Raw genomic sequence first — 23,936 nt, forward strand, 5'->3', positions numbered from 1 at the left:
TTTCCGGCGTTGTCTAGAGCATTTTCACTCGAAGGGGAAACCCGTTTATGCATGGCCCGCTGCGGCATCATGCGTCCATGAAGACCGGATAGAGCGAGGCTAGGAGCAGCACTGCCATCACGATATTGAAGGCGCGCACCGCCCGGCGGGAGGTCAGGATCGGCCGCAGGGCGGTGCCGAACAGAGCCCAGGCGGTGCAGGACAGGATACCCAGGAGCAGGCTTAAGCCGACCTGGATCGCGATATTCCAGGGATAGGCGGCGATCGCCGCATAGGCGGTGATGGTGCCGATTACCATGACCCAGCCCTTGGCGTTGACCCACTGGAACATCGCCGCGCCCCAGAACGTCATCGGACGACCCCGGCTGTCCTGATCGGCGGACGGCGGCTCGGACATCGCAATCGCCCAGGCCAGATAGATCAGGTAGGCCACGCCGGCATATTTCAGGATAGTCTGCAGCACCGGATAGGCGATGAAGATGGTCCCGAGCCCGAGACCGACCGCGCCGACCATGAAGGCAAAACCGACCGTGATTCCCATGATGTGCGGGATGGTCGGGCGGAAGCCGTAGGTGAGCCCCGACGACAGCAGCATGATGTTGTTCGGCCCCGGCGTGAAGAACATCACAGTGGCGAACATGATGAAGGCGATCAGCAGGGATTGCGACATGGGGGCCTCATGCGATCTTTGGCAGAACTTGTTTTTCTGAAGCCTTGGTAGGTTTGGACAGCAGCATGACGGCGATGCCGCCGACTACGGTGACCATGCCGGCAAGCCGTAGCGGCCCAAAAGTTTCGCCGAACACGACGGTCGATGCAGCGGAACCGACGAACGGCACCAACAGCGCGAACGGCACAACCTGCGCCGCCGGATAATCCCGCAGCAGCCGGCCCCACAACCAATAGGCGATGCTGGTGGAGACGCCGCCGAGGCCAATCATGCACAGCAAGCCGGTGAGGGACATGTGGGTCAGCGCATACCAGGTCGGCTGCGGGCCGTTGCTGACCAGCGTCAGCGCAAACAGCGGAACTGCCGCAACCAGACACAGCCACGCGAACAGGTCGAACATCGGCACGCCCTGCGCATGCCGCAGCAGCAGGTTGCCGGCCGCGAAGCTGAGCGGCGAGATCATCAAGATCGCGAAGGCGCTGACGCTGAAATCGTAGCCGACGGTGCCGCAGATCATCAGCAGGCCTGCGGTGGCGATAGCAATGCCGACCGTCTGCCCCGCGCTCGGCCGCTCGCGAAACAACAGCGCGGCAAAGCCGATCGTGAACAGCGCCTGGCTCTGCACGATCACGCTGGAGAGACCGACCGGAACGCCGCGCGCAATGGCAAAGGCCTGGGCGAGAAACTGGCCGAGGAACAGCGTGAAGCTGATCGCGACCAGCACCGTCCAGGAAACCTTGGGCCGCGCCACGAACAGGCAGGGCAAGGCCGCGATGGAAAAGCGCAGCGTCGTCATCAATTCCGGCGAAAACTCGTCGAGCGCGATCCGGCTGGCCACGAAAGCAAGCCCCCAGATCACCGCCACCAGCACGGCGATGCAAACATCGGCCGGTTTCATTTTTTTAGCTCTGTTGATCCGGCTTTGGTTTGCGCAGGATATAAGTGCCGTGCAGCGGCGCGTGGTAGTCGACCGATTCCAGCGTGAAGCCGATATCGGTCAGCATGCGTTCGATCACCCAGCCGAAGGTCGAGTACTCGTCACGCATATGGGTGACCACGCCTTCGCGCTGGAAATCGTGGTTCTTGATGGTGAAATCGGCCCACTGCTCGATATCGCGCTCAGTGCCGTCGGGCATGCTGACGAACACGATGTCGCGCAGGTAGAAATTCGCGCCGGGCTTCAGCGCGGCATAGATCCTTGCCAGCGCCACCGCCTTCCAGAAATCCGGCAGGTGGTGCAGCGTGAATTCGCTGACGATCAGGTCGTAGGAATTGGGCTGGTAGGCAAAGCTCAACAGGCCTGCCGGCTGGGTGCGGATCGCAACCTTGCGGTCGCGGGCCTGGATATTGGCGAGCGCCAGCATCGCCGGCGAAATATCTATTGCGTCGACCTCGGCCCCCATCAACGCCGCTTCGCAGGCCAGTACACCGTTGCCACAACCGATATCGGCCACGCGCCAGCCGCGCTGCACGCCGAGCATGGTAAGCGCGGCCCGTGCGCGCTCGTCGCTGTCGTCATGCCGGTCGTAGATCGAGGCGACCGCCGAATCGAGCCCGAGTCGCCGCCTTTGAGTGTAATACCAGTCACGCGCCAGCATGTTTACATCCCCTCAGGCCCGCGCCCGATCGCGGCAACGCCAGTGCGCGACACCTCGACAAGGCCGAGTGGGCGCATCAGGTCGATAAATTGACTGATCTTGGACGAATTGCCTGTGATCTCGAACACAAAACTCTCGGTCGTGGCGTCGATCACGCGAGCGCGGAACGCGTCCGCCAGGCGCAGCGCTTCGACCCGGCTGTCGCCGCGGCCGCGCACCTTCACCATGGCGAGTTCCCGCTCGATCGAGCGGCCGGTAATGGTCATGTCGACGACGCGGTAGACCGGGATCATGCGGTCGAGCTGGTGCTTGATCTGCTCGATCACCGTCGGCGTGCCCGTCGTGACGATGGTGATGCGCGAGAGATGTTTGTGGCTTTCGGTCTCGGAGACGGTGAGACTGTCAATGTTGTAGCCGCGCCCCGAAAACAGGCCGATCACGCGCGCGAGCACGCCGGGCTCGTTCTGCACCAGCACCGAGAGCGTATGCGTCTCGTTGGGATCGTGGCGCTCTTCCAGGAAGTAGGCGGATGCGGGCTGGTTCATGGTGGTCCCCTTACATGTCCTCTCGTCACGCCATCGCCGGTTGGGCGTCTATAGTGGCATCCGTGCCGATCCATTTGCGGAACAGATCAAAATCGATATTGCCGCCAGACAGGATCAGGCCGACACGCTTGCCGGCGAGCCTCTGCTTTTCCTGCAGCGCGGCGGCCAGCGGGGCTGCGCCGGCGCCTTCGGCGAGGTTATGCGTGTCGGTCCAGTAGGCGCGGACGGCGGCTGCGACCTCGTCGTCGGTCACCTGTACGATGCGCGCGGCACCCTTGCGGATGATGGCGAATGCGTCCGGATCGGGAATGCGCGTCGCCATGCCGTCCGCCAGCGTGTTGCTGGTTTCGGTGGTCACCACCGTGCCAGCCGCAAACGACAGTGCGTAGGACGGCGCTTCGGTCGACTGCACGCCGACGATTTCGGTTTTCAGCCCGAGCAGATCGCGCGCCATGATGCAGCCGGAGATGCCGGAGCCCTGCCCGATCGGCACGTAGAGAATATCGAGGTCGGGCGCTGTCCGGAACAGTTCGAGCGCGTAGGTAGCGACGCCGAGTACCAGATCCGGATGGAACGACGGCACCATATGAAGGCCGCCGAACTGGGCACGGCGCTGGGCTTCTTCGGCGGCCGCCTGAAAATCCTCGCCATGCTCGACGAGGTCAGCGCCGAACGCGCGCATCGCGCGGTTCTTCTCGACCGAATTGCCTCGCGGCACGTAGATCACGGCCGGCACGCGCTGACGGGAAGCCGCGAACGCAAGGCTCTGGCCGTGATTGCCGCGGGTGGCGGAAATGATCCCTAATATATTCGGCCGTTCCCGCTTCAGCCGCTCCAGATAGACCAGCCCACCGCGCACCTTGAACGCGCCGATCGGCGTATGGTTCTCATGTTTGACGATGACGCGCGTACCTAGCCGTTCGGCCAGCAGCGGCCAGACATGCGCCGGCGTCGGCGGCACCGCCTGCCCCACGATGTCGTGTGCGCGTTCGAGCTCGGCGAGGTCAAACATTTTGGTCTTCCGTCGATCTTCCCTCGTTGTTGTCATCCCCGCGAAGGCGGGGATCCAGTATTCCAGAGGCGCCCGAGATGAACGGAGACGCCCCGGCGTACTGGATCGCCCGGTCAAGCCGGGCGATGACAATGGAATTCCTGTCTCGCATCCTCACACTCACACCAGCGCCTTGCCGCCGGCGAACGCCGCGGCGGTGGCTTCATCGGTTGCTTCCGCCGGCAGCAGCATTTCGTTGTGCGCCTTGCCGGACGGAATCATCGGGAAGCAGTTTTCGAGCGCTGCGACGCGGCAATCGAACAGCACCGGGCGCTTGACCTTGATCATCTCCTTGAGCGCGCCGTCGAGATCGCCGGGCTTGATCGCCTGGATGCCGACGCATCCAAAGGCGTCCGCGAGCTTGACGAAATCCGGCAGCGCTTCGGAGTAAGAATGCGACAACCGGTTGCCGTGCAGGAGCTGCTGCCACTGCCGCACCATGCCCATGTACTGGTTGTTCAGGATGAAGATCTTGATCGGCAACTCAAACTGAACCGCCGTCGCCATCTCCTGCATTGTCATCTGCACCGAGGCGTCGCCGGCAATGTCGATCACGAGGCTGTCAGGGTGCGCAACCTGCACGCCGAGCGCTGCCGGCAGGCCGTAGCCCATGGTGCCGAGACCGCCCGACGTCATCCAGCGATGCGGCTCCTCAAAGCCGAAGAACTGCGCCGCCCACATCTGATGCTGGCCGACTTCGGTGGTGATGTAGGTGTCGTGGCCGCGCGTCGCCTCGAACAGCTTCTGAATGGCGTACTGCGGCAGGATCACGTCGTTGCTCTTCTTGTAGGCGAGCGAATTGCGCGCACGCCAGGTAGCGATCTCCTGCCACCAGCTCTTGATGTCGGGCTTCTTCGCCTCCGCCCTGAACACCTGCAGCAGGTCGCCGAGCACATTGCCGGCGTCGCCGATGATCGGCACGTCGACGCGGATGTTCTTGTTGATCGAGGAAGGATCGATATCGATATGGATCTTCTTCGAACCCGGCGAGAACGCATCAGTCCGGCCGGTGATGCGGTCGTCGAAGCGGGCGCCGACGCACAGCATGACGTCGCAACCATGCATCGTCATGTTGGCCTCGTAGGTGCCGTGCATGCCGAGCATGCCGAGCCAGTTCTTCCCCGTGGCCGGGTAAGCGCCGAGGCCCATCAAGGTCGAGGTGATCGGAAAGCCGGTGACATCCACGAGCTCACGCAGCAGCTTCGAGGCTTCGGGTCCGGAATTGACGACGCCGCCGCCGGAATAGATCACCGGCCGCTTGGCGGCAGCCAATAGCGCCACCGCTTTTCGGATCTGTGCCGCATCGCCTTTCACCCGCGGGGTATAGGACACATGCACGTCGGATTTGCGCGGCGGATGATAGGTGCCGAGCGCAAACTGCACGTCCTTGGGCACGTCGACCACGACGGGTCCGGGACGACCCGTGGTCGCAACGTAGAACGCCTCGTGCAGCACCTTGGCGAGATCGTTGACGTCGCGCACCAGCCAGTTGTGCTTGGTGCAGGGACGGGTGATGCCGACGGTGTCGCATTCCTGGAACGCGTCGTTGCCAATCAGATGGGTGGGGACCTGGCCCGTGATGCACACCAGCGGGATCGAATCCATCAGCGCGTCCGTCAGCGGCGTCACCATGTTGGTGGCGCCTGGGCCTGACGTCACCAGCACCACGCCCGGCTTGCCGGTGGAGCGCGCGTAGCCCTCCGCGGCATGGCCGGCGCCCTGCTCGTGCCGCACCAGGATGTGCTCGACCTCGCTCTGCTGGAAAATCTCGTCATAGATCGGAAGCACCGCGCCGCCGGGATAGCCGAAGATGTGCTGGACGCCGTGATCGATGAGCGCGCGCACGATCATCGCGGCGCCGGTCATCTGATGGGGGTCGTGGCTCTTGTCGGTCATGGTCTGCTCCGGATGCGCTTGTCGGCGCGGCTTCTTTCGGTTGTCTGTTTGGGAAATAAAAAAGGGCCCGAGAGGCCCCATGCACACCGCCTGAATTTGGATGGCCGCTAGCCATCCCCGGCGGTGTGCCTGGGTACGACGACGATAAGCAGTTTGGTAATAATGTTACGCATTTTGCGGCTCGGACTTCCCAAAGGTTGCGCGGGTTATACCGTTCGGCCCCCGGAAGTCAAGGGACGGACGCTCTCGGCGCGATTTAGGCAGTGTAGCGGTGTTCCGGGCATTCGGCGAGGGGGAATTTTATGCGTGCAGCCATGGGCCGTTAAGCGGACGTCATTCCGGGATGGTCCGAAGGACCAGACCTCAGATGCGCAATTGCGCACCGGGGAATCTCGAGATTCTCAGATGTGCAATTGCACATCTTAGTTCGCATCTTCGATGCGCCTCGGAATGACGGTGCCAACCCACCCCCTCGCCGCCTCCGGCGTCACCCATTCGAACTCCGGCAATTGATGCCGAAACCAGGTGAATTGCCGTTTTGCATAATGGCGGGTGTCGGCGCAGCCGATTTCGGCGGCCTCCTCGCGCGTGATTTCACCCCTGAGGTGCCGGATCAGCGCCGGCACGCCGTGGGCCTTCATCGCCGGCAGCAGGGGATCGAGCTTTCGCGCGGCGAGCGCTGCGACCTCGTCCAGCGCACCGGCGGCCAGCATCGCGCCGAACCGCGCATCGATCCGCGCGTAAAGTTTTTCACGCTCAGGCGCGAGGAACAGTGCGGAGAACTCGCTCCGAGGCAGCAGCGGCGGCAGGCCCTCGCGATGCCAGTCCGGCAGTGCGCGGCCGGTGGCTTCCACGACTTCCAGGGCGCGGGCAATTCGGGTGCGGTCGCGCGGCTTCAGGCGTTCGCCGGAGACGGGATCGCGCCGCGCCAGTTCAGTGTGCAGCGCTTCGACACCGTCGCGTTCCAGCCGCGCGCGTATGGCTTCGCGCACCTCGGCCGGGATCGGCGGCACCGCGGAGAGACCGCGCGTCAATGCCTTGAAATAAAGGCCGGACCCGCCGCCGAAGATTGGCAGCCGCTTTTCCGCGCGCGCCTCTGCGAGCACCTTTCCCGCATCCGCCACCCACGCTCCGGCCGAGAAATTGACCGACGCGTCGACATGGCCGTAGAGCCGGTGCGGCACGCGCCCCTCCTCCTCCGGCGTCGGCCGCGCCGTGATGATGCGGAGATCGCGGTAGACCTGCATCGAATCGGTGTTGATGACGACCCCGCCGGTCTTTTGGGCCAATTCGAGCGCCAGGGCCGACTTGCCGCTGGCGGTCGGCCCTGCGATAAGCACGGCCTTGCTCAAATCTAGCTGATGCGTCTGCATGTCCCTGGTCGCCACCCTCATCTGCAATCCGGCCAACCCGGCGCTCGACACCACCGTCGTCGACGGCGCGCTGGCCGTTCTCCCCTCGCCGGGAACGGCGCAATGGCTGTTCGACGAAGTGGCAGTCGACATTCCCTTTGACAGCCAGGTCAAGGGCCCGGACGAGATCAAAGCGATCGAAGCTCGCCTGCAACAGGCGCGCGGTGACCTGCCGATCGACATTGTCGTGCAGCCTGCCGCGTTCAGGCGCAAGAAGCTTTTTCTCGCCGACATGGACTCCACCATGATCGGCCAGGAATGCATCGACGAGCTGGCCGATTTCGCCGGGCTGAAGGCGCATGTCGCAGGCATCACCGAACGCGCGATGCGCGGCGAGATCGAATTCGAGCCCGCGCTGCGCGAGCGTGTCGCGCTCCTGAAGGACCTGCCCGTCGGCGTGGTCGATGAAGTCCTGGCAAAGCGCATCACGCCGACGCCGGGAGGCCGCGAGCTGGTTTCCACGATGCGCGCCAACGGCGCCTGGACCTGCCTGATCTCCGGCGGGTTCACGCTGTTCACCCATGCGGTCGCGGCCAAGATCGGTTTTCAGGAAAACCGCGCCAACGAGTTGAAAGTGCGGGACGGCAAATTCAGCGGCGAGGTTGCCGAGCCGATCCTCGGCCGCGCCGCCAAATTGGCTACGCTGATCGAGCTTCGCGAATCCTTCGACCTCGACGAGATCGATACGCTGGTGGCCGGCGACGGCGCTAACGACCTCGGCATGATCCAGGCGGCGGGCCTTGGCGTCGCCTATCACGCCAAGCCGGCGGTAGCTGCTGCTGCCGCCGCGCGGATCGACTACGGCGATCTCACCGCGCTGTTGTATGCGCAAGGCTATCGGCGCGAGGAGTTTGTGGGGGGATAGAGATTCTGGCGTCATCCCTGCGAACGCAGGGACCCATACGCCGCGGCTTATCCATGGCGTGACGACTCAGCCGCCTTTGCAAAAACGAACGCCGGTGCTTATGGGTCCCTGCGTTCGCAGGGACGACGTAGTCATTCGGAGCAGCCACCACTCTCACACAGCCTACTGCACGCCGACTGCCACGAACCGCAATTCGCCCTCGCCGTTCGACACCAGCAGCAGCACCGATTTCTTGCCGTCCTTCTTGAGCTGATCGACGCGCTTCTTGATGTCGGCGGCGCTGGCGACCGCTTCCTGCGCCACCTCGACGATGACGTCGCCGGCGGAGAGCCGTTTGTCGGCGGCGTCGGAGGAGCCGTCGACACCGGTGATGATGACGCCTTTCACGCTCTCCTTGATCTTGTACTTCGTGCGCAGGTCCTTGCTCAGCGCGGCCAGATCGAGGCCGAGCGCCTTTTGCGTCACCGGCTTCTCGACAGGATCTTCCTTGGTCTTGGCGGCGGCCTGCTGCACCTTTTCGGTATCCTCGAGGCGGCCGAGGGTAACCTTGCGGGTTTCCTCGTTGCCCTTGCGGATGATGACCACGTCGACTTCCTTGCCGACCGCGGTATCGGCGACGACGCGGGAGAGATCCTTCGGGTCCTTGACGTCCTTGCCGTCGAACTTGACGACGACATCGCCGGGCTCGATGCCGGCAGGCTTGGCCGGCCCCTTGTCGTCGATGCCGGCGACCAGCGCGCCGCGGGCGGGCTTGATGTTGAGGCTTTCGGCAATCTCCTCGGTGACCTGCTGGATCCGCACGCCGAGCCAGCCGCGGCGCAGTTCCCCGAACTGCCGGAGCTGATCAACTACGGCGGCCACCGTCTTAGACGGCACCGCGAAGCCGAGGCCGATCGAACCGCCGGTCGGCGAGATGATCAGCGTGTTGACGCCGACCACTTCGCCTTCGAGGTTGAACAGCGGCCCGCCGGAATTGCCGCGGTTGATGGAGGCATCGGTCTGGATGTAGCTGTCGTATGGCCCCTGGCTGATATCGCGGTTGCGCGCCGACACGATACCGGCCGTGACCGAGCCGCCGAGGCTGAACGGATTGCCGATCGCAATCACCCACTCGCCAAGCCGCAGCTTGTCGGAATCGCCGAACTTCACCGCAGTCACCGGCTTCACCGGCTTGAACTTCAAGACCGCAATGTCGGTCTTCTTGTCGACGCCGACCAGTTCGGCCTTGATCTTGGTGCCGTCGTTCATGATCAAGTTGATCTCGTCGGCATCCGCGATGACGTGATTGTTGGTAACGACGACGCCGGCGGCATCGACGATAAAACCGGAGCCGAGCGAATTGGTCTTGCGCGGCGGCTGCATTTCGCCGCTCTTGTCGCCGCCCTTGGGCAGGCCGCCGCGCCGGTTCTTGAAGAAGTCGTCAAAGAATTCCTCGAACGGCGAGCCCGGCGGCAGTTGCGGCATCGTTTCCCTGCCGCCCTTGGCTTCCACGCTCTGCGAGGTCGAAATATTGACGACGGAATCGATCACCTTCTCGGCAATGTCGGCGATACCGTCCGGCCCGCGCGCGCTGGCCGGCATTGAAGCCAGCATGCTGGCGGCACCGAGCGAGATCGCAATTCCCATCAGGCGCAGGCGGCTTTTCAAGGCGGGTCTGGCACCGGTCATGTCGGCTCGTCTCCAAAGGCTCAAATTTGGGGCCCACAGTGCGCCCGAACGGGTCCTCGGCGCAAGCATCTGCGCCTGACATTCCGGCGGAAAACGGGCGGCTCGCGGCTCACGATTTCGTTGGCGCCAGAGCTAGTTGCGGCCGCTGATTACCGTCATTCCGGGGCGCGACGCGAACTCAGATGTGCATTTGCACATCTGAGAAACTCGAGATTCCCCGATGCGCAATTGTGCATCGGAGGACTGGTCCTTCGGACCATCCAGGAATGACGGAGGAACCTTACCGCCGCACGAACCAGATTAGAAGGAGGCCGATGATCGCGGAAACGATGCCGACGATCCGCAGGATATTGTCCGGCGTCGCCAATGCGCTTTTCATCGCCCGGCGCATCCAGGCCGGGCTGGCTGCGAACATCAGGCCTTCAAGCACAAAGAGGATGCCCACACCGATGAGGAAGTCGGCGAACGCAATGGACCTCATCGGATGGCATCCCCCCGCTATTCAAGCGCCTTTTTTGATTTTGTGCCGGCGAAGCGGCCCCCCGCTTCGCCGTAACATGCGTAGTGTGCGGGCCGGCCGTTTAAGGCTTCGGCGCCGCGGCCGCCGCGGCTGCCGCCGGCGGATGGCCCGACGGATTGGCGAAGAAGCGGAAGAACTCCGAATCGGGCCGCAGCAGGAAACGGGTGTCGTTGGAGCGGAGCCCGGTTTCATAGGCCGACATCGAACGATAGAAGGCGAAGAAATCCGGATCCCGGCCATAGGCGTCGGCGAACAGCCGGTTGCGCTCGGCGTCACCCGCGCCGCGCGTCTGCTCGGCGGTCGAGTTGGCCTCCGCGATGATGACGGTCGCCTCGCGGTCGGCCCTCGAGCGGATCTCCTGCGCCTTCTGGCCGCCCTGGGCGCGGAACTCGGCCGCCTCGCGCTGCCGCTCGGTCTGCATGCGCTGATAGACCGCCTGGCTGTTGGCCTCCGGCAGGTCGGCGCGGCGGATACGCACGTCGACCACCTCAATGCCGTACTGATCGGCTTCCCTGTCGAGCTGGTCGCGGATGCGCGTCATCAGGCCCTCGCGTTCGTCGCGCACCACATTGATGAAGTTGACCTCGCCCAGCACGCGGCGCAGTGCCGCGTTCAACAGCGTGGTGAGCTGGATGTTGGCGGCCTGGATCGAGCCGATGCTCTGATAGAAGCGCAGCGGATTCTTGATCCGGTAGCGCGCGAAGGCGTCGACCACGAGCCGCTTCTGGTCGGAAGCGATCACTTCCTGGGACGGATTTTCCAGATCGAGGATGCGCTTGTCGATGGTGATGACGGTGTCGATGAACGGCGCCTTGAAGTTGAGGCCCGGCTCGGACACGACGGCAACGGGCCGGCCGAGCCGGACCACGAGCGCCTGCTGGGTCTGCGACACCGTGAAGACCGAGCTGTAACCCACGATCACCACGACCAACAGCAGGATCAGGGTGACAATACCTGTAACAGGGGACCTCATCGCGAGCCTCCCTGCTGCTGCTGCTGACCAGCCGTCGGCGGCGGACGGCGCGGGGTCAGTTCGCTGAGCGGCAGATAGGGCACGATGCTCTGTGCCGAGTTGCCACCGTCATAGACCAGCTTCTCGGAGCCGCCGAGAATCCGCTCCATCGTCTCCAGATAAATTCGCTGCCGCGTCACGTCCTTGGCCTTGTTGTATTCCTCGTACACCTTCATGAAGCGCGCGCTTTGGCCCTTGGCCTCGGCAACCGCCTGTTCCTTGTAGCCTTCAGCGACCTGCAGGATCTGCGCAGCGCGTCCGCGCGCGTCCGGAATGACGCGGTTGGCATAGGTCTGTGCCTCGTTCTGCAGACGCTCGAAGTCGGCGCGCGCGGCCTGCACGTCGCGGAACGCGTCGATGACCTGCGCGGGCGGGTCGACCTTCTGCATCTGCACCTGCGTAATCTGAACGCCGGATCCGTAGGTATCCAGCGTCTTCTGCATCAGCTCGTGGACGGCCTGCTCGGTCAGATTGCGGGCGCCGGTGAGGATCGGCTGGATCTGCGAACGCCCGATTACCTCGCGCATCGCGCTTTCGGCCACCGCCTTCACGGTGCCTTCGGGATTCTGGATGTTGAAGAGGAAATTGCCGACGCCGTTGGGCTTGATCCGCCACAGCACCGTGAAGTCGACGTCGACGATGTTTTCGTCGCCGGTCAGCATCAGACTTTCTTCCGGCACGTCCCGCATGGTGCGGCCGCGCCGCGCCGGATCGTCGATCAGGCTCATGCCGATCGAAATGGTGGAGACGCGCAGCGCCTTCGGCAGCAGCACGGTTTCGATCGGATAGGGCAGATGATAGTTCAGCCCGGGCTCGACGGTGCGTACATGCTTGCCGAAGCGCAAGACGACACCGAGTTCTTCCGACTGCACGCGGAAGAATCCGGACAATCCCCAGATTACCAGCGCGCCGGCCAGCACGAGCGCGATGCCCATGCCGCTGAAATAGCCGCCCGGCAGAAGCTGCTGCAGCTTGTCCTGGCCGCGCCGCAGCAGATCCTCAAGATCAGGTGGCCTCGGCCCGCCCGACTGCGGACCCGAACCCCACGGTCCCTTCGGACCCGGGCCCCATGGACCCCCACCTTGATTCTTCCACGGCATGTAAACTCTCCTCCGCGAGGGCCCGGGTCCGCCTGTTTTGGGCAGGATGCCTAGCCTCGCCTATCAGCCCGGCTTTATAGGGGACCGCTAGGTCCCTTACAACGCAACCTTCCTGCACGAAGCAGCTATGCCTGACGGCATGATTGTCAATGTAAACATTCGTTAGCGAGGTTAACTCTGTCGGCGCCGACGAAATGTCACATAGGAGAAATCGGCGCTATCGCCCGGACCGGCCGGATTCCGCACGCGCGCCGCCTCTTCCCATGCGGTTGCATCCACTGCCGGGAAGCGCGTATCGCCGTCGGGCCGGGTATGCACCTCGGTAATCTCCAGGCGATCGGCGCTGTCCATCCATTGCGCGTAGATTTTCGCACCGCCGATCACGGCGATCTCAGTGGCGAAACGTCGCAGTGCATCGCCGATGGCGATCGCCTTCGCGTTGATGAACGAATGGGTAACCACCACGCCATCGGCGCGAAAACCAGCGTCGCGGGTGACGACGATATTGGTCCGTCCGGGGAGTGGCCGGCCGATCGAGACGAAGGTCTTGCGGCCCATGACGACAGGTTTGCCCGAGGTCAGCGCTTTGAAGCGCGCCATGTCGGATTTCAGCCGCCACGGAATGGCGCCGCTGGCTCCGATCACGCCGTTTTCGGCAACAGCGACGATGAGAACGATTTCCATTACCGCTCCCCTTGCGCCAATGCGCGCAGCGCGGGACCGCCGACCCGGCACACCGTCCACTCGTCCATAAAGACCGCACCGAGCGACTTATAGAATTCAATCGACGGCGTATTCCAGTCAAGCACCGCCCACTGCAAGCGCGACCAGCCGTTCGCCACGCATTCCCTCGCAAGATGCACCAGCAACGCCTTGCCGATTCCCTTACCGCGCAGCGCCGGGCGGACGAACAGATCTTCCAGATAGATGCCGGAGCGACCGCTGAAGGTCGAAAAATTCACGAACCAGACCGCGAAGCCCGCTGGCTCACCGTCCCATTCCGCAATCTCGCAGAACAGGCGCGGATTGGCGCCGAACAGCGCCTCATCGATACCGGCCTCGGTCGCTTCCACTTCGTGCAGCAGCTTTTCGTATTCGGCGAGTTCGCGAACGAAGGACAGGACAAGTCCTGCTTCGCCCGGGCGCGCGCGGCGGATCGTCAGCGACATCAGGTGCTCACACCGCTGGTCATACAGCCACTTCGGCCTTGATGTGCGGGTGCGGATCGTAGCCTTCGAGCGCGAAATCCTCGTAGCGGAACGCGAAGATATCCTTCACGTCAGGATTGATCTTCATGACCGGCAACGGCCGCGTCGGCCGCGCCAGTTGCAGACGTGCCTGCTCGAGGTGATTGGAATAGAGATGCGCGTCACCCAGGGAGTGCACGAAGTCACCGGGCTGCAGTCCGGTCACCTGGGCCACCATCATCGTCAGCAACGAATAGGATGCGATGTTGAAGGGCACGCCGAGGAACACGTCGGCCGAGCGCTGATAGAGCTGGCAGGAGAGCTTGCCGTTCGCGACATAGAACTGAAACAGGCAGTGACAGGGCGGAAGCGCCATCTTGTCGACGTCGGCCGGATTCCAGGCGGTTACGATCAGCCGCCGTGAATCCGGGTTACGCCTGATCATGTCGATGACGTTGGAAATCTGGTCGATGCTGCGCCCGTCCGGCGCCGGCCACGAGCGCCATTGCGATCCGTAGACTGGGCCGAGATCGCCGTTGGCGTCGGCCCATTCATCCCAGATCGAAACGCCGTGATCCCTGAGATATTTGATGTTGGTGTCGCCGGCCAGGAACCAGAGCAATTCATGCACGATCGCCTTCAGCGGCAGCCGCTTGGTGGTCAGCATCGGAAAACCGGCCGAGAGATTGAACCGCATCTGATGACCGAAGATCGACAGCGTGCCGGTGCCGGTGCGGTCGTGCTTCTCCGCGCCGTCGCTGAGGATACGTTCGAGCAGGTCGTGGTACTGGTTCATGGCTGGTGCTTCGGGCCTTTATCGAAACGGCGAATTTAACGGCCGGGACATCCGATCGACACGCCGATTCGGCTTCGCGCCCCGATTATACCCGGAAAAATGATCGCTATCCGAACAAACGACAAGGGGCGGAACCCGCGTCCCGCCCCTCACCTATAGCCTTGATTGTTCGGATTAATTCACCGGCTTGACCACCGGCGTCCACTTCGCGATTTCGCTCTTTACCAGCGTTCCCAGCGCCGCCGGCGTACGATCGGCGGCAGGCGGTATGACGCTACCGAGTTCGAGCAGGCGCTTGCGCACATTCTCGTCGTCGAGCGCCTTGACGATCGCCCTGTTCAACTTGGCGACGACATCCGGGGGCGTTCCCTTGGGCGCGAAGATCGCGTTCCACGCCTGGGCCTGGAAGGCCGGCAGGCCGGCCTCGGCGGTGGTGGGAACGTTGGGCAGCGAGGGGTTACGCTCCGGCGTCGCCACGGCATAGGCCTTGATGGTGCCGCCGTTGATCTGCGGCACGGCATTGACGATCTGGTCGCACATGTAGTCGACCTGACCGGCCACCAGCGCGTTCATGGCCGGACCGGTGCCATTGAAGGGAACGCCGATCGGTTTGACGCCGAGCACCGAGTTCAGCAACTCGCACGATACGTTCGAGACCGAGCCGACGCCGGCATGCGCCGCGTTGACCTTGGATTCGTTCGCCTTGACGTAGGCGATGAATTCCTTGAGGTCCTTTGGCGCAAAATCCTTGCGCGCCAGGATCAGGATCGGCGTGCCGGCGAGCAGTCCGACCGGCTCGAAGTCCTTTTGCGGGTGGTAGGCGAGCTTGGGATAAAGCGGCACAGAAGCCGCATGTGTGCCCATATGCCCCGTGATCAGCGTATAGCCGTCATTGGCGGCGCGCGCGGCGCGGGTGGTGGCCGTGGTGCCGCCGGCGCCGACCACGTTTTCGATGATGATGGTTTGACCGAGCGTCTGCGCCATATGGCCGGTGACGATGCGCGCGATGACGTCCGTCGGTCCGCCCGCCGCGAACGGCACAATCATGGTGATGTTGCGCGTCGGATAAGTCTGAGCCTGAACCTGCGAAGAAAAGCCCAGTCCCGCAAGCACTGCCAGAAAACCGCTCGCAAGCGAGCGACCGTACCAATTCATTTTGATCTCCCTGGACCTTGTTGCGATGCCGAGCCCGCCGGCCGGCATTTTCCATGGCATAGAAAATTAGCCCGAAGTCGACCAGACTTCGGGCTGCGGCGCACCGACGCAGGTCAGTTCTCCGATTCCACAAACACCTCATCGCGCTTCTTGCGCAGCGACGGCAGCACCGCAAGAATCAGCAACGCGGCTGCAATCGCCATCAGTACCGCCGACAATGGTCGCGTCAGGAAGACTGACCAGTCGCCGCGCGAAATCAGGAGCGCGCGGCGCAGGTTTTCTTCCATCAGCGGCCCGAGCACCATCCCGAGCAGCAGCGGCGCCGGCTCGAAATCGTGCTTGATCAGCCAGTAGCCGACCAATCCGAACGCGCCAGCGATCATGACGTCGGTCGGCGCGTTGTTCACGGAGTAGATGCCGATACAGCAGAAAACCACGATCGAAGGGAACATCAACCGGTACGGCACGCGCAACAGCCGCACCCATATCCCGACCAGCGGCAGGTTGATGATCAGCAGCATCAGGTTGCCGACCCACATCGAGGCAATCATGCCCCACACCAGGTCCGGTTGTTTCTGCATCACCTGGGGACCGGGCACGATGCCGTGGATCGTCATTGCGCCGACCATCAGCGCCATCACCGCGTTCGGCGGAATGCCAAGCGTCAGCAACGGAATGAACGATGTCTGAGCTGCGGCATTGTTGGCACTCTCGGGTGCTGCGACGCCGCGGATTTCGCCATGACCGAATTTCGAGGGATCTTTCGCGACCTTCTTCTCGAGCGTGTACGCCGCGAATGATGCGATCACGGCGCCGCCGCCCGGCAGAATGCCGAGAATCGACCCGAGCACGGTGCCGCGCAAGATCGCAGGGGTCGTCTCCTTGAGATCCCTCCGCGTCGGCATCAGTCCCGACACTTTCTCCTGGACTAGCTTGCGATCGGTTTCACCGCCGGCATCGAGATTGCGAATGATCTCTGCAAAGCCGAACAACCCCATCGCCAGCGTGGCAAAGCCAAGACCGTCAGCCAGTTCGGGAATGTTGAAGGCCATGCGAGACGCACCCGTCTCGATGTCGGATCCGACCATCGAAAGCAGCAGGCCGAGCACGATCATCGCGATCGCCTTCAGCACCGAGCCTTTCGCGAGCACAACCGCGAAGATCAGGCCGAGCACCATCAGCGAGAAGTATTCGGCAGGTCCGAACGCCAGCGCTATCCTGGTGAGCGGCGCGCCCAGCAGGGCAATCAGCACGGTCGCGACGCAGCCGGCGAAGAACGATCCGATCGCGGCGATCGCGAGCGCCGGGCCGGCGCGACCTCTCTTCGCCATCTGGAAGCCATCGAGCGCGGTGACCACAGAACCGGCCTCACCTGGAATATTGACCAGGATCGACGTGGTCGAGCCGCCATATTGCGCACCGTAATAGATGCCTGCCAGCATGATCAGCGCGCCTACCGGAGGCAGGCCAAAGGTGATCGGGAGTAGCATGGCCACCGTGGCTATGGTGCCGATGCCCGGCAGCACGCCAACCAGCGTACCGACCAGTGCGCCGATCAGGCACAGCAGAATATTGACCGGGATCGGAATGGAAATTCCGCCAAGAAAGGCGGGTGTCCACTGCACGAACTGGAAAACGACGCCGAAGCCGAGTCCAAGATTTGTAAAGATATCTCCCATCGCACCCTCACCGGATCAGGAAAGTCGGCAGGAGCTGCAACGGCAGTCCGAGCGCGTATGGAAACAGCAGGCTGCAAAACGTCGTCAGGCAGACGGCAACGATCAGCGTTTCCTTCCACCGGGTCTCTGGTGACCCGCATGCCGCGATCAAGAAAGCGGCCATGGCGGCAAAGATCATTCCCATGGGTCGGATCGTGAAGGCAAACGTCAAAATCGCGATCGTCACGAAAAACGGTCCCCGCCAATGATATTTCGCAAGGTGGGGACCTTCGGTGACAACGCCGACGACGGTAATGAGGGCGCCTAGTCCCAGCAGCAAAAATCCGAACATCCGCGGCGCGGTACCGGCGCCGAACGAAAATCCGCGCATGCCCTGCAAGTCGCTCGACGCCCAAAGGGCGAACACGGCAATCGCCATCAGGGCAATTCCGCCGACAAATTCCTGCGGGTTGCGAACCCAATTCGGCATGATGGATTTGACCGGCGCATGGCCCGGCGTAGCATTCATGGATATCTCTCCTCCCCAAGACAGGCTTCTCGCCCGTTTGCTTGGATAACCTAGATACTTGTCCCGGAAACTGCCTAGCGACTTTCCTCAGACAACGCCAGCAAAACCCAAACACTCCAGCGCCGACGGTAAACGGAGCGGCCAAAGCCGCCATGAGACCTATAAGGGGCAAACAGATCGCAACTTTTGCGGTCGGAGCACTGCAACACACGCGAGTGAATTGCGGTCACGTTACGATCCGCGCGGGGCGAGCGCCGGGATGGCGGTGAACTGCGCATAAAACGTGCAATGAACGTGACGGCACATTTTTGGAATCGTCGAATCCGTGGCGGAACCGCAACTGAGCGACAGCAAACCGAAAGTTGGGAACCATGTTCCCTTACTGTTCAGCGCCTTTGGCCCTGTTTTTCTCCGAACCTGCACCCTATATTGCGGGTGCCGGTTCGCCGGCTATGGAAATAAATGACCGTCGCAATAAACCATTCGGACCCGGGGGCAGTACCCGGCGCCTCCACCCAAGCCCACCCTCCCGTGGTGGGTTTCGGCGGGGGCGAACCAGGATCGACGAGGGCGTAAAGGACGAGTTTTTTCCCGGTATTGTTCCGCCGTTATCGGGCTATGCAATAGTTGCAAACGACAACTATGCTCCGGTTGCTCAGGCTGCGTAACGCAGTTTGAAAGACCGATCTAAAGTCCTAGCGGGTTAAGCTCCGCTAGGCGGGGTTCGGAGGCACCTGGCAACAGAAGCCTCCACTTAATTCTTTTCATTTCCGGCCGACGGGAGCCGTTGCTGCAAATTCGATCCGTCGCGCCTGCTGACCTGCGGCTGCCGCCGGGGTAGCATAGGGGCAAAGGGGCGAGTCGGGGGACCGGCGGCCATAAAACCTGACAGGACGACCATGGCGACCGATCACATCCGTTATGACGTGCTGGCGCGCGACGCGCTGCGCGGAGTGCTGCGCCGCGTGCTGGCTGACGCGGCCGAACACGGCCTGCCCGGCGAGCATCATTTCTTCATCACCTTCCTGTCCACCGCCGACGGCGTGAAGCTGTCGCCGCGGTTGTTGGCGCAATATCCGGAAGAGATGACGATCATCCTGCAGCATCAGTTCTGGGATCTGGTGGTGACGGAGGATCGTTTCGAGGTCGGCCTGTCGTTCGGCGGCATCCCCGAGCGGCTGGTGGTGCCGTTCGCGGCGATCAAGAGCTTCCTCGATCCGTCGGTACAGTTCGGCCTGCAATTCGAGCCGTCGGAAACCGCGGTAGAGGCGCCCGCGGCGAAGGTGCCGGCGGTTTCCGCACCGTCCGCCCTGCCCGTCGCCGCGCCGGAGCCGGCCGCGGAAGTCGAGGACGAGCCGGCAAAGACGAGCGAGGGTGCCGAAGTGGTGCGACTGGATCGTTTCCGCAAGAAATAATCTAAGCGCGAGAAACTCCGCTACGCTGTAGTGTACGCGTTCCGCCCTTTCACGGCGCAACGGACATACGCATGGCTCGAGCAAAAACATCCGGAAACAAATCTACCCGTAGCGAGACCGACAGCTTCGGTCCGATCGACGTTCCCGCTGACCGCTATTGGGGCGCGCAAACCGAGCGCTCGCGACAGAATTTCAAGATCGGCCATGACCGCATACCGATTGCAATCGTCCATGCGCTCGGTCTCGTCAAGCTCGCCGCCGCCCAAACCAACCGGGAGCTCCGACTGCTCGATGCGCGCAGAGCCAGCGCCATCATCCGCGCCGCACGCGAGGTGATCGAAGGCAAGCTCGACGATCACTTCCCGCTGGTCGTCTGGCAGACCGGCTCGGGCACCCAGACCAACATGAACCTCAACGAGGTGATCGCCAATCGCGCCAACCAGATGCTGGGCGGCGAACTCGGCGCCAAGAAACCGGTTCATCCCAACGACCACGTCAACATGAGTCAGTCGTCGAACGATTCATTTCCGACGGCGATGCATATCGCTGCCGCCGGACGCATCGTCTCCGACCTGATTCCGGCGCTCGACGAGTTGCATCGCGAATTGCGCAAGAAGGAAAAGGCGTTCGCCAAGATCGTCAAGATCGGGAGAACCCACACCCAGGACGCAACGCCATTGACGCTGGGGCAGGAATTTTCGGGCTACGCCGCGCAGGTCGAGAGTGGGATCGCGCGGCTGCGAGCCGCGGTGAAGGAGCTGTTCCCGTTGGCGCAAGGCGGCACCGCGGTTGGAACCGGTCTCAACTCGAAGCCGAAATTTGCAAAGCTGTTCGCCAGGCATGTCGCGAAAATCACAAGGCTGCCGTTCACCAGCGCACCCAACAAGTTCGAGGCGCTGGCTTCCAACGACGCCTATGTGCTGGTGCATGGCGCGATCAATGCGGTGGCGACCGGTCTGTTCAAGGTCGCCAATGACATTCGCCTGCTGGGCTCGGGTCCGCGTTCCGGTCTCGGAGAATTGATCCTGCCGGAAAACGAACCGGGCTCGTCGATCATGCCCGGCAAGGTCAACCCGACTCAGTGCGAGGCGATGACCATGGTCTGCTGTCAGGTGTTCGGCAACCAGACCGCCGTCACCGTCGCTGGCAGCCAGGGGCATTTCGAATTGAATGTTTACAAACCCGTATTGGCATATTGTATGATGCATTCCATTCAACTGCTGTCGGACGCGGCGCGCTCGTTCACCGAACATTGCGTGGTGGGCATCCGCGCCGACGAAAAGCGAATCCGCGAATTGATGGAGCGCTCGCTGATGCTGGTCACCGCACTGGCTCCCAGGATCGGATACGACAACGCGGCGAAGGTCGCCAAATCGGCGCACGCGCGCGGCACGACCTTGAAGGAAGAGGCTGTGCGCCTCGGGTTTGTGGACGCCGCCGAATTCGAACACCTGGTGCAGCCGGACAAAATGACACAGCCGGGCTGATCGCCCCCGGGAAACTACGGATCAGAGATATAAATTATGGATGATATCCGACGAATGAGGTGGATCATCTATCGCCGTTGTGTTGACGCATGGTAGGAGCAGGAATTATTCGATTTTTCGCAGAGCGAAATGTATTTTTTGATGCTATCAGAGCCGGCAGACGGGGATTCCGAATGACCATCAAATTTGCTTGCGCACGACGCGACGTTTCTCCGCCCCATGAATCATCATGTCTTCGAGTCGCCGGATGATGGAGGCGTGCATGGGAGACGTGATCAATCTGAAGCGATTCAAGAAGCGTGCCGAACGGGAACAATTGGCAAAACAAGCCGATGCCAACCGCGCACGCTTTGGCCGGACCAAGGCCGAACGCACGCTCGATGAACGTCGCAAGGATCGCGCCGGCGATCTTCTGGACCAGCACAAGCTCGAGGACGGAGACGCATCATGAAGTCGCCCGTCGTCAAACGCTCGATCGTCGTTGCCGGTCACAAGACCAGCGTCAGCCTCGAAGAAGCTTTCTGGAACGGGATGAAGGAAATCTCGGGCCTGCGGAACATGACGCTGTCCGAACTGGTCGGCGAGATCGACAGCAATCGCCAGCAGGGCAACCTGTCCTCGGCGATCCGTCTTTTCGTGCTCGACTATTTCCGTACCCGCGCCATGCCGGCCGCCGCGCCGGACGCACCGCGGCCGCAGGCGTAAGCCTCGATCAGGCGAGCGCGTCGCAACGCACCCGCCCTGTTGGGTCATAAGCTCAATAGATGAGTCCGGTGCCGGGCGGCTTTTCGAGCGCCGCGGCCAGCGATCGATACTCCTCACAAGCCGTGCCGCAAATCGCCGCGATCCGCGTCAGATGATACGACGCCTGGTCGCGATTGCCCTGCTCGACCTGCCACAGGCCGTAATACTGCCAGGTCAGCACGTGGTTCGGATCCGCCTTCAACGCGCGCTCGTACCAAGCCTGCGACAGCCTGTAGTCGCCGAGCTTGCGATAGGAATAGCCCATCAGATTGGCAACATCAGCGTTATCGTCACGCCCGAGCGCTTTTAGCTGCTCGATGGCACCAGCAAAGTCGTTGCGCTCATAGATCGTCGCATGCGCGGCACGGTACGCTTTCCGGAACGCATCATCGTCGGAGCTCGACTGTTTGGGTGGCTTCTTCTTCGACTTCGAGGTCGATTTGGGAGCGGATCTGGTGTCCGGCGGCGGGGCGGCCGAAGGCGGGTCACCGCCGCCTCCTGCGGCATAGGCCGGAACGGATGGCGGCGATGCGATCACAGCCATTGAAAACAACGCCAGCGTAGCGAACTTGATTGCCGACTTCATCATGCAAACCTCCGGGTTTTCTGCGTGAGCGCATCTATGTTCCAGCCGGAAGTAGAGACCCCGCCGCGAATGAAGTATTCCCGCCAGGCCGCGCGCAACTGCACTGGCTGGACGAATGACGGCAATGCGTATCTAATTGACATCGTTGCAGTCCCCGCAAAAGCAGCCGACGGAACCCGGCGTAACCGGCTGAAGAAGCGTAGAGCCCCCTGGAGAGTGAAATGGACATCGCAAAGCTGACCGCGCCTCGCGACCTCAGTCCATCTTCGGAAGCTCTCCATGCCTGCCTTTCTCGTTCTGGATTCCATTTGCCTCGCCACGCCTGACGGACGCCCGCTGTTCGACGGATTGACGCTCGCCGTAGGGCGCGAGCGCACCGGCCTTGTCGGCCGCAACGGCTGCGGCAAATCCTCATTGCTGCGCCTGATTGCGGGCGAGATCGAACCTGCCGGCGGATCGCTGCAACGCATCGGCTCGATCGGCATGCTCGCACAACTGACTGACGAACGGCTGACGACCGACGAGGCGCTTGGCGTCGCCGGCGGCCTCGCCCGCCTGCGCCGCCTCGAACGCGGCGAAGGATCGCTTGATGACGCGACGGAAGCCGATTGGACGCTGGAAGCGCGGATACAGGCGGCGCTGGTCGAGGCCGGACTGCCGGCGCTGCCGCTGGATCGCCCGATCGTCTTCTTGAGTGGCGGCGAGCGAACGCGGGTGGCGCTGGCGCGGCTTTTGATCGAGGCACCGGATCTGCTGCTATTGGACGAGCCGACCAACAATCTCGATACTGACGGAAGGCAGGCGGTGGCGCAGATGCTCGAACGCTGGCAGGGCGGCGTGCTCGTCGCCAGCCACGACCGCACGCTGCTCGAACGCGTCGACCGTATCGTCGAACTGACGCCGGTCGGCGTCACCCTGTTCGGCGGCGCGTGGCCGGAGTTTGCGAAGGCGCGGGAGGCGGCGCGGGCCCGCGCCTCCGATGACCTCGACCGCGCCTCGGACGCCCTGCGCAATACCGAGCGCGCAGTGCAGAAGGCGCGGGAAAAGAAGGCGCGCCGCGACAAGGCCGGCCGCGCCTGGCGCGCCAAGGGCATCGAGGACAAGATGTTCATGGACCGCGAGAAAGAGCGCGCCGAGAACAGCGCCGCGCGCGAAAGCGGGCTCGCCAGCCGCCTGCTCGGCGAGCGCACCGAGGCGCTAAAAATTGCCAAGGCGCACGTCGAGATCCTGACGCCGCTTTCAATCGACCTACCGCGTACCCATCTGCCCGGCGGCCGCGAGCTCGTCGCCTTCAAGGACGTGGTGATGGCCTTTGGGAAGCGCCGTCTGTTCGGACCGCTGTCGTTCGAGGTGCGCGGGCCTGAGCGGATCTCGATCCGCGGCGCCAACGGTTCTGGCAAGACCACCTTGTTCCGCTTGCTCACCGGTGAGTTGAAACCGGCGAGCGGCGATATTGGCCGCCTCACCGACCATATTGCCGTGCTCGATCAGCATGTCGGCCTGCTCGATCCCGGCTTAAGCATTCTCGACAATCTGCGGCGCCTCAATCCGGAGCTATCGGCCAACGCGGCGCACGCCGCCCTGGCGCGGTTTGCGTTCCGTAACAAGGCAGCGCTGCAGATCGCGGCGACGCTGAGCGGCGGCGAGCGGCTGCGCGCGGGCCTGGCCTGCGTATTCGCGCGACCGCAGCCGCCTCTGCTCCTGCTGCTGGACGAGCCGACCAACCATCTCGATCTCGCCTCGATCGAGGAGGTCGAGAGTGCCCTAAAAGGATTCGACGGCGCGCTAATTGTCGTCAGCCACGACGAAGCGTTTCTGAAGGCGATCGGAATCAGCCGGGAGATTGCGCTCGGCTAGGCCGTGTACTCATAAAGCCGGTGGCGTGACGCAACGAAGTTGATGTCCACTTTGCTCCTAAAGCGTCGCGGTTCTGCGCAACCGCGAAATGACGCGATGTGCCATTGGCAGACATGCGGCGCGTTTCAGTCAGTAGATCAATACGGACGAGGTTTTCGGCAGACAGGCATCGGCCGCGAAGGCGG

General features: G+C 62.9%; 24 protein-coding genes and 1 other RNA gene. 7 read left to right on the forward strand and 18 right to left on the reverse strand.

What is annotated here, in order from left to right; all coding sequences use genetic code 11:
* Window positions 1-67 precede the first annotated feature (67 nt).
* The 7 genes from KJQ96_RS16805 to miaA all read right to left on the reverse strand — a co-directional run bounded on the left by KJQ96_RS16805 (window position 68) and on the right by miaA (window position 7,133).
* Complete coding sequence (locus tag KJQ96_RS16805) at window positions 68-670, reverse strand: LysE family translocator (protein WP_065749545.1); 603 nt, start codon at window positions 668-670, stop codon at window positions 68-70.
* 7 nt (window positions 671-677) lie between these two features.
* The gene (locus KJQ96_RS16810) at window positions 678-1,568 is read right to left on the reverse strand and encodes an EamA family transporter (protein WP_213287709.1); all 891 of its coding nucleotides are present in this window, start codon (window positions 1,566-1,568) and stop codon (window positions 678-680) included.
* 4 nt (window positions 1,569-1,572) lie between these two features.
* Window positions 1,573-2,268, reverse strand: coding sequence for a class I SAM-dependent methyltransferase (locus KJQ96_RS16815; RefSeq protein ID WP_213287710.1), 696 nt, complete (start codon window positions 2,266-2,268; stop codon window positions 1,573-1,575).
* Window positions 2,269-2,270: 2 nt separating this feature from the next.
* Window positions 2,271-2,813 carry an acetolactate synthase small subunit gene (gene ilvN, locus KJQ96_RS16820; protein WP_057846946.1) on the reverse strand — a complete coding sequence of 181 codons (543 nt, stop codon included), beginning with the start codon at window positions 2,811-2,813 and terminating at the stop codon, window positions 2,271-2,273.
* A 25-nt stretch (window positions 2,814-2,838) separates the two neighbouring features.
* Complete coding sequence (locus KJQ96_RS16825; protein WP_213287711.1) at window positions 2,839-3,825, reverse strand: threonine dehydratase; 987 nt, start codon at window positions 3,823-3,825, stop codon at window positions 2,839-2,841.
* Between the two features lie 159 nt (window positions 3,826-3,984).
* The gene (locus KJQ96_RS16830; protein WP_213287712.1) at window positions 3,985-5,760 is read right to left on the reverse strand and encodes an acetolactate synthase 3 large subunit; all 1,776 of its coding nucleotides are present in this window, start codon (window positions 5,758-5,760) and stop codon (window positions 3,985-3,987) included.
* 422 nt (window positions 5,761-6,182) lie between these two features.
* Window positions 6,183-7,133 carry a tRNA (adenosine(37)-N6)-dimethylallyltransferase MiaA gene (gene miaA / locus KJQ96_RS16835; RefSeq protein ID WP_213287713.1) on the reverse strand — a complete coding sequence of 317 codons (951 nt, stop codon included), beginning with the start codon at window positions 7,131-7,133 and terminating at the stop codon, window positions 6,183-6,185.
* Here miaA and serB point away from each other — a divergent pair.
* On the forward strand, window positions 7,132-8,037 hold the full coding sequence (gene serB, locus KJQ96_RS16840; RefSeq protein ID WP_213287714.1) for a phosphoserine phosphatase SerB: 906 nt from the start codon (window positions 7,132-7,134) through the stop codon (window positions 8,035-8,037). The two genes, miaA and serB, sit on opposite strands and share 2 nt — an antisense overlap.
* 162 nt (window positions 8,038-8,199) lie before the next feature.
* On the opposite strand, the gene KJQ96_RS16845 is transcribed toward serB, so the two are convergent.
* From KJQ96_RS16845 to KJQ96_RS16890, 10 genes are all read right to left on the reverse strand, one after another.
* Complete coding sequence (locus KJQ96_RS16845) at window positions 8,200-9,705, reverse strand: Do family serine endopeptidase (protein ID WP_213287715.1); 1,506 nt, start codon at window positions 9,703-9,705, stop codon at window positions 8,200-8,202.
* 280 nt (window positions 9,706-9,985) lie between these two features.
* Window positions 9,986-10,186, reverse strand: coding sequence for a DUF2065 domain-containing protein (locus KJQ96_RS16850; protein ID WP_213287716.1), 201 nt, complete (start codon window positions 10,184-10,186; stop codon window positions 9,986-9,988).
* Between the two features lie 100 nt (window positions 10,187-10,286).
* Window positions 10,287-11,198, reverse strand: coding sequence for a protease modulator HflC (hflC, locus tag KJQ96_RS16855; RefSeq protein WP_213287717.1), 912 nt, complete (start codon window positions 11,196-11,198; stop codon window positions 10,287-10,289).
* Complete coding sequence (gene hflK / locus KJQ96_RS16860) at window positions 11,195-12,337, reverse strand: FtsH protease activity modulator HflK (protein WP_213287718.1); 1,143 nt, start codon at window positions 12,335-12,337, stop codon at window positions 11,195-11,197. The genes hflC and hflK overlap by 4 nt, the downstream gene beginning before the upstream one ends.
* A 171-nt stretch (window positions 12,338-12,508) precedes the next feature.
* On the reverse strand, window positions 12,509-13,021 hold the full coding sequence (locus KJQ96_RS16865) for a dihydrofolate reductase (protein WP_213287719.1): 513 nt from the start codon (window positions 13,019-13,021) through the stop codon (window positions 12,509-12,511).
* Window positions 13,021-13,506, reverse strand: coding sequence for a GNAT family N-acetyltransferase (locus KJQ96_RS16870; RefSeq protein ID WP_213287720.1), 486 nt, complete (start codon window positions 13,504-13,506; stop codon window positions 13,021-13,023). The genes KJQ96_RS16865 and KJQ96_RS16870 overlap by 1 nt, the downstream gene beginning before the upstream one ends.
* Window positions 13,507-13,525: 19 nt before the next feature.
* A complete protein-coding gene (locus KJQ96_RS16875; protein ID WP_213287721.1) occupies window positions 13,526-14,320 on the reverse strand; it encodes a thymidylate synthase in 795 nt (264 codons plus the stop codon).
* 174 nt (window positions 14,321-14,494) lie between these two features.
* Window positions 14,495-15,475, reverse strand: coding sequence for a tripartite tricarboxylate transporter substrate binding protein BugD (locus KJQ96_RS16880; protein ID WP_213287722.1), 981 nt, complete (start codon window positions 15,473-15,475; stop codon window positions 14,495-14,497).
* Window positions 15,476-15,588: 113 nt separating this feature from the next.
* Entirely contained in the window at window positions 15,589-17,154 is a 1,566-nt protein-coding gene (locus tag KJQ96_RS16885) for a tripartite tricarboxylate transporter permease (RefSeq protein ID WP_028350315.1), read from the reverse strand.
* A 7-nt stretch (window positions 17,155-17,161) separates the two neighbouring features.
* Window positions 17,162-17,662 (reverse strand): tripartite tricarboxylate transporter TctB family protein, encoded by a 501-nt coding sequence (locus KJQ96_RS16890; RefSeq protein ID WP_213287723.1) that lies wholly within the window; start codon window positions 17,660-17,662, stop codon window positions 17,162-17,164.
* Between the two features lie 398 nt (window positions 17,663-18,060).
* Between KJQ96_RS16890 and ssrA the strand changes: the two genes are divergently transcribed.
* From ssrA to KJQ96_RS16915, 5 genes are all read left to right on the forward strand, one after another.
* Window positions 18,061-18,417, forward strand: a transfer-messenger RNA (tmRNA) gene (ssrA, locus tag KJQ96_RS16895).
* Between the two features lie 144 nt (window positions 18,418-18,561).
* Window positions 18,562-19,077 carry an SspB family protein gene (locus KJQ96_RS16900; RefSeq protein WP_213287724.1) on the forward strand — a complete coding sequence of 172 codons (516 nt, stop codon included), beginning with the start codon at window positions 18,562-18,564 and terminating at the stop codon, window positions 19,075-19,077.
* 71 nt (window positions 19,078-19,148) lie between these two features.
* Window positions 19,149-20,564 carry a class II fumarate hydratase gene (gene fumC, locus KJQ96_RS16905; RefSeq protein WP_213287725.1) on the forward strand — a complete coding sequence of 472 codons (1,416 nt, stop codon included), beginning with the start codon at window positions 19,149-19,151 and terminating at the stop codon, window positions 20,562-20,564.
* A gap of 262 nt (window positions 20,565-20,826) precedes the next feature.
* Entirely contained in the window at window positions 20,827-21,015 is a 189-nt protein-coding gene (locus KJQ96_RS16910) for a DUF4169 family protein (protein ID WP_213287726.1), read from the forward strand.
* Entirely contained in the window at window positions 21,012-21,269 is a 258-nt protein-coding gene (locus KJQ96_RS16915; RefSeq protein WP_028350320.1) for a ribbon-helix-helix domain-containing protein, read from the forward strand. The genes KJQ96_RS16910 and KJQ96_RS16915 overlap by 4 nt, the downstream gene beginning before the upstream one ends.
* A 52-nt stretch (window positions 21,270-21,321) precedes the next feature.
* On the opposite strand, the gene KJQ96_RS16920 is transcribed toward KJQ96_RS16915, so the two are convergent.
* Window positions 21,322-21,897, reverse strand: a complete 576-nt coding sequence (locus KJQ96_RS16920; protein ID WP_213287727.1) for a lipopolysaccharide assembly protein LapB — start codon at window positions 21,895-21,897, stop codon at window positions 21,322-21,324.
* A gap of 276 nt (window positions 21,898-22,173) precedes the next feature.
* Here KJQ96_RS16920 and KJQ96_RS16925 point away from each other — a divergent pair, with 276 nt between their 5' ends.
* Entirely contained in the window at window positions 22,174-23,751 is a 1,578-nt protein-coding gene (locus tag KJQ96_RS16925) for an ABC-F family ATP-binding cassette domain-containing protein (protein ID WP_213287728.1), read from the forward strand.
* Window positions 23,752-23,936: the final 185 nt, after the last annotated feature.

It is taken from the genome of Bradyrhizobium sp. sGM-13 (assembly GCF_018398875.1).
Classification (GTDB): domain Bacteria; phylum Pseudomonadota; class Alphaproteobacteria; order Rhizobiales; family Xanthobacteraceae; genus Bradyrhizobium.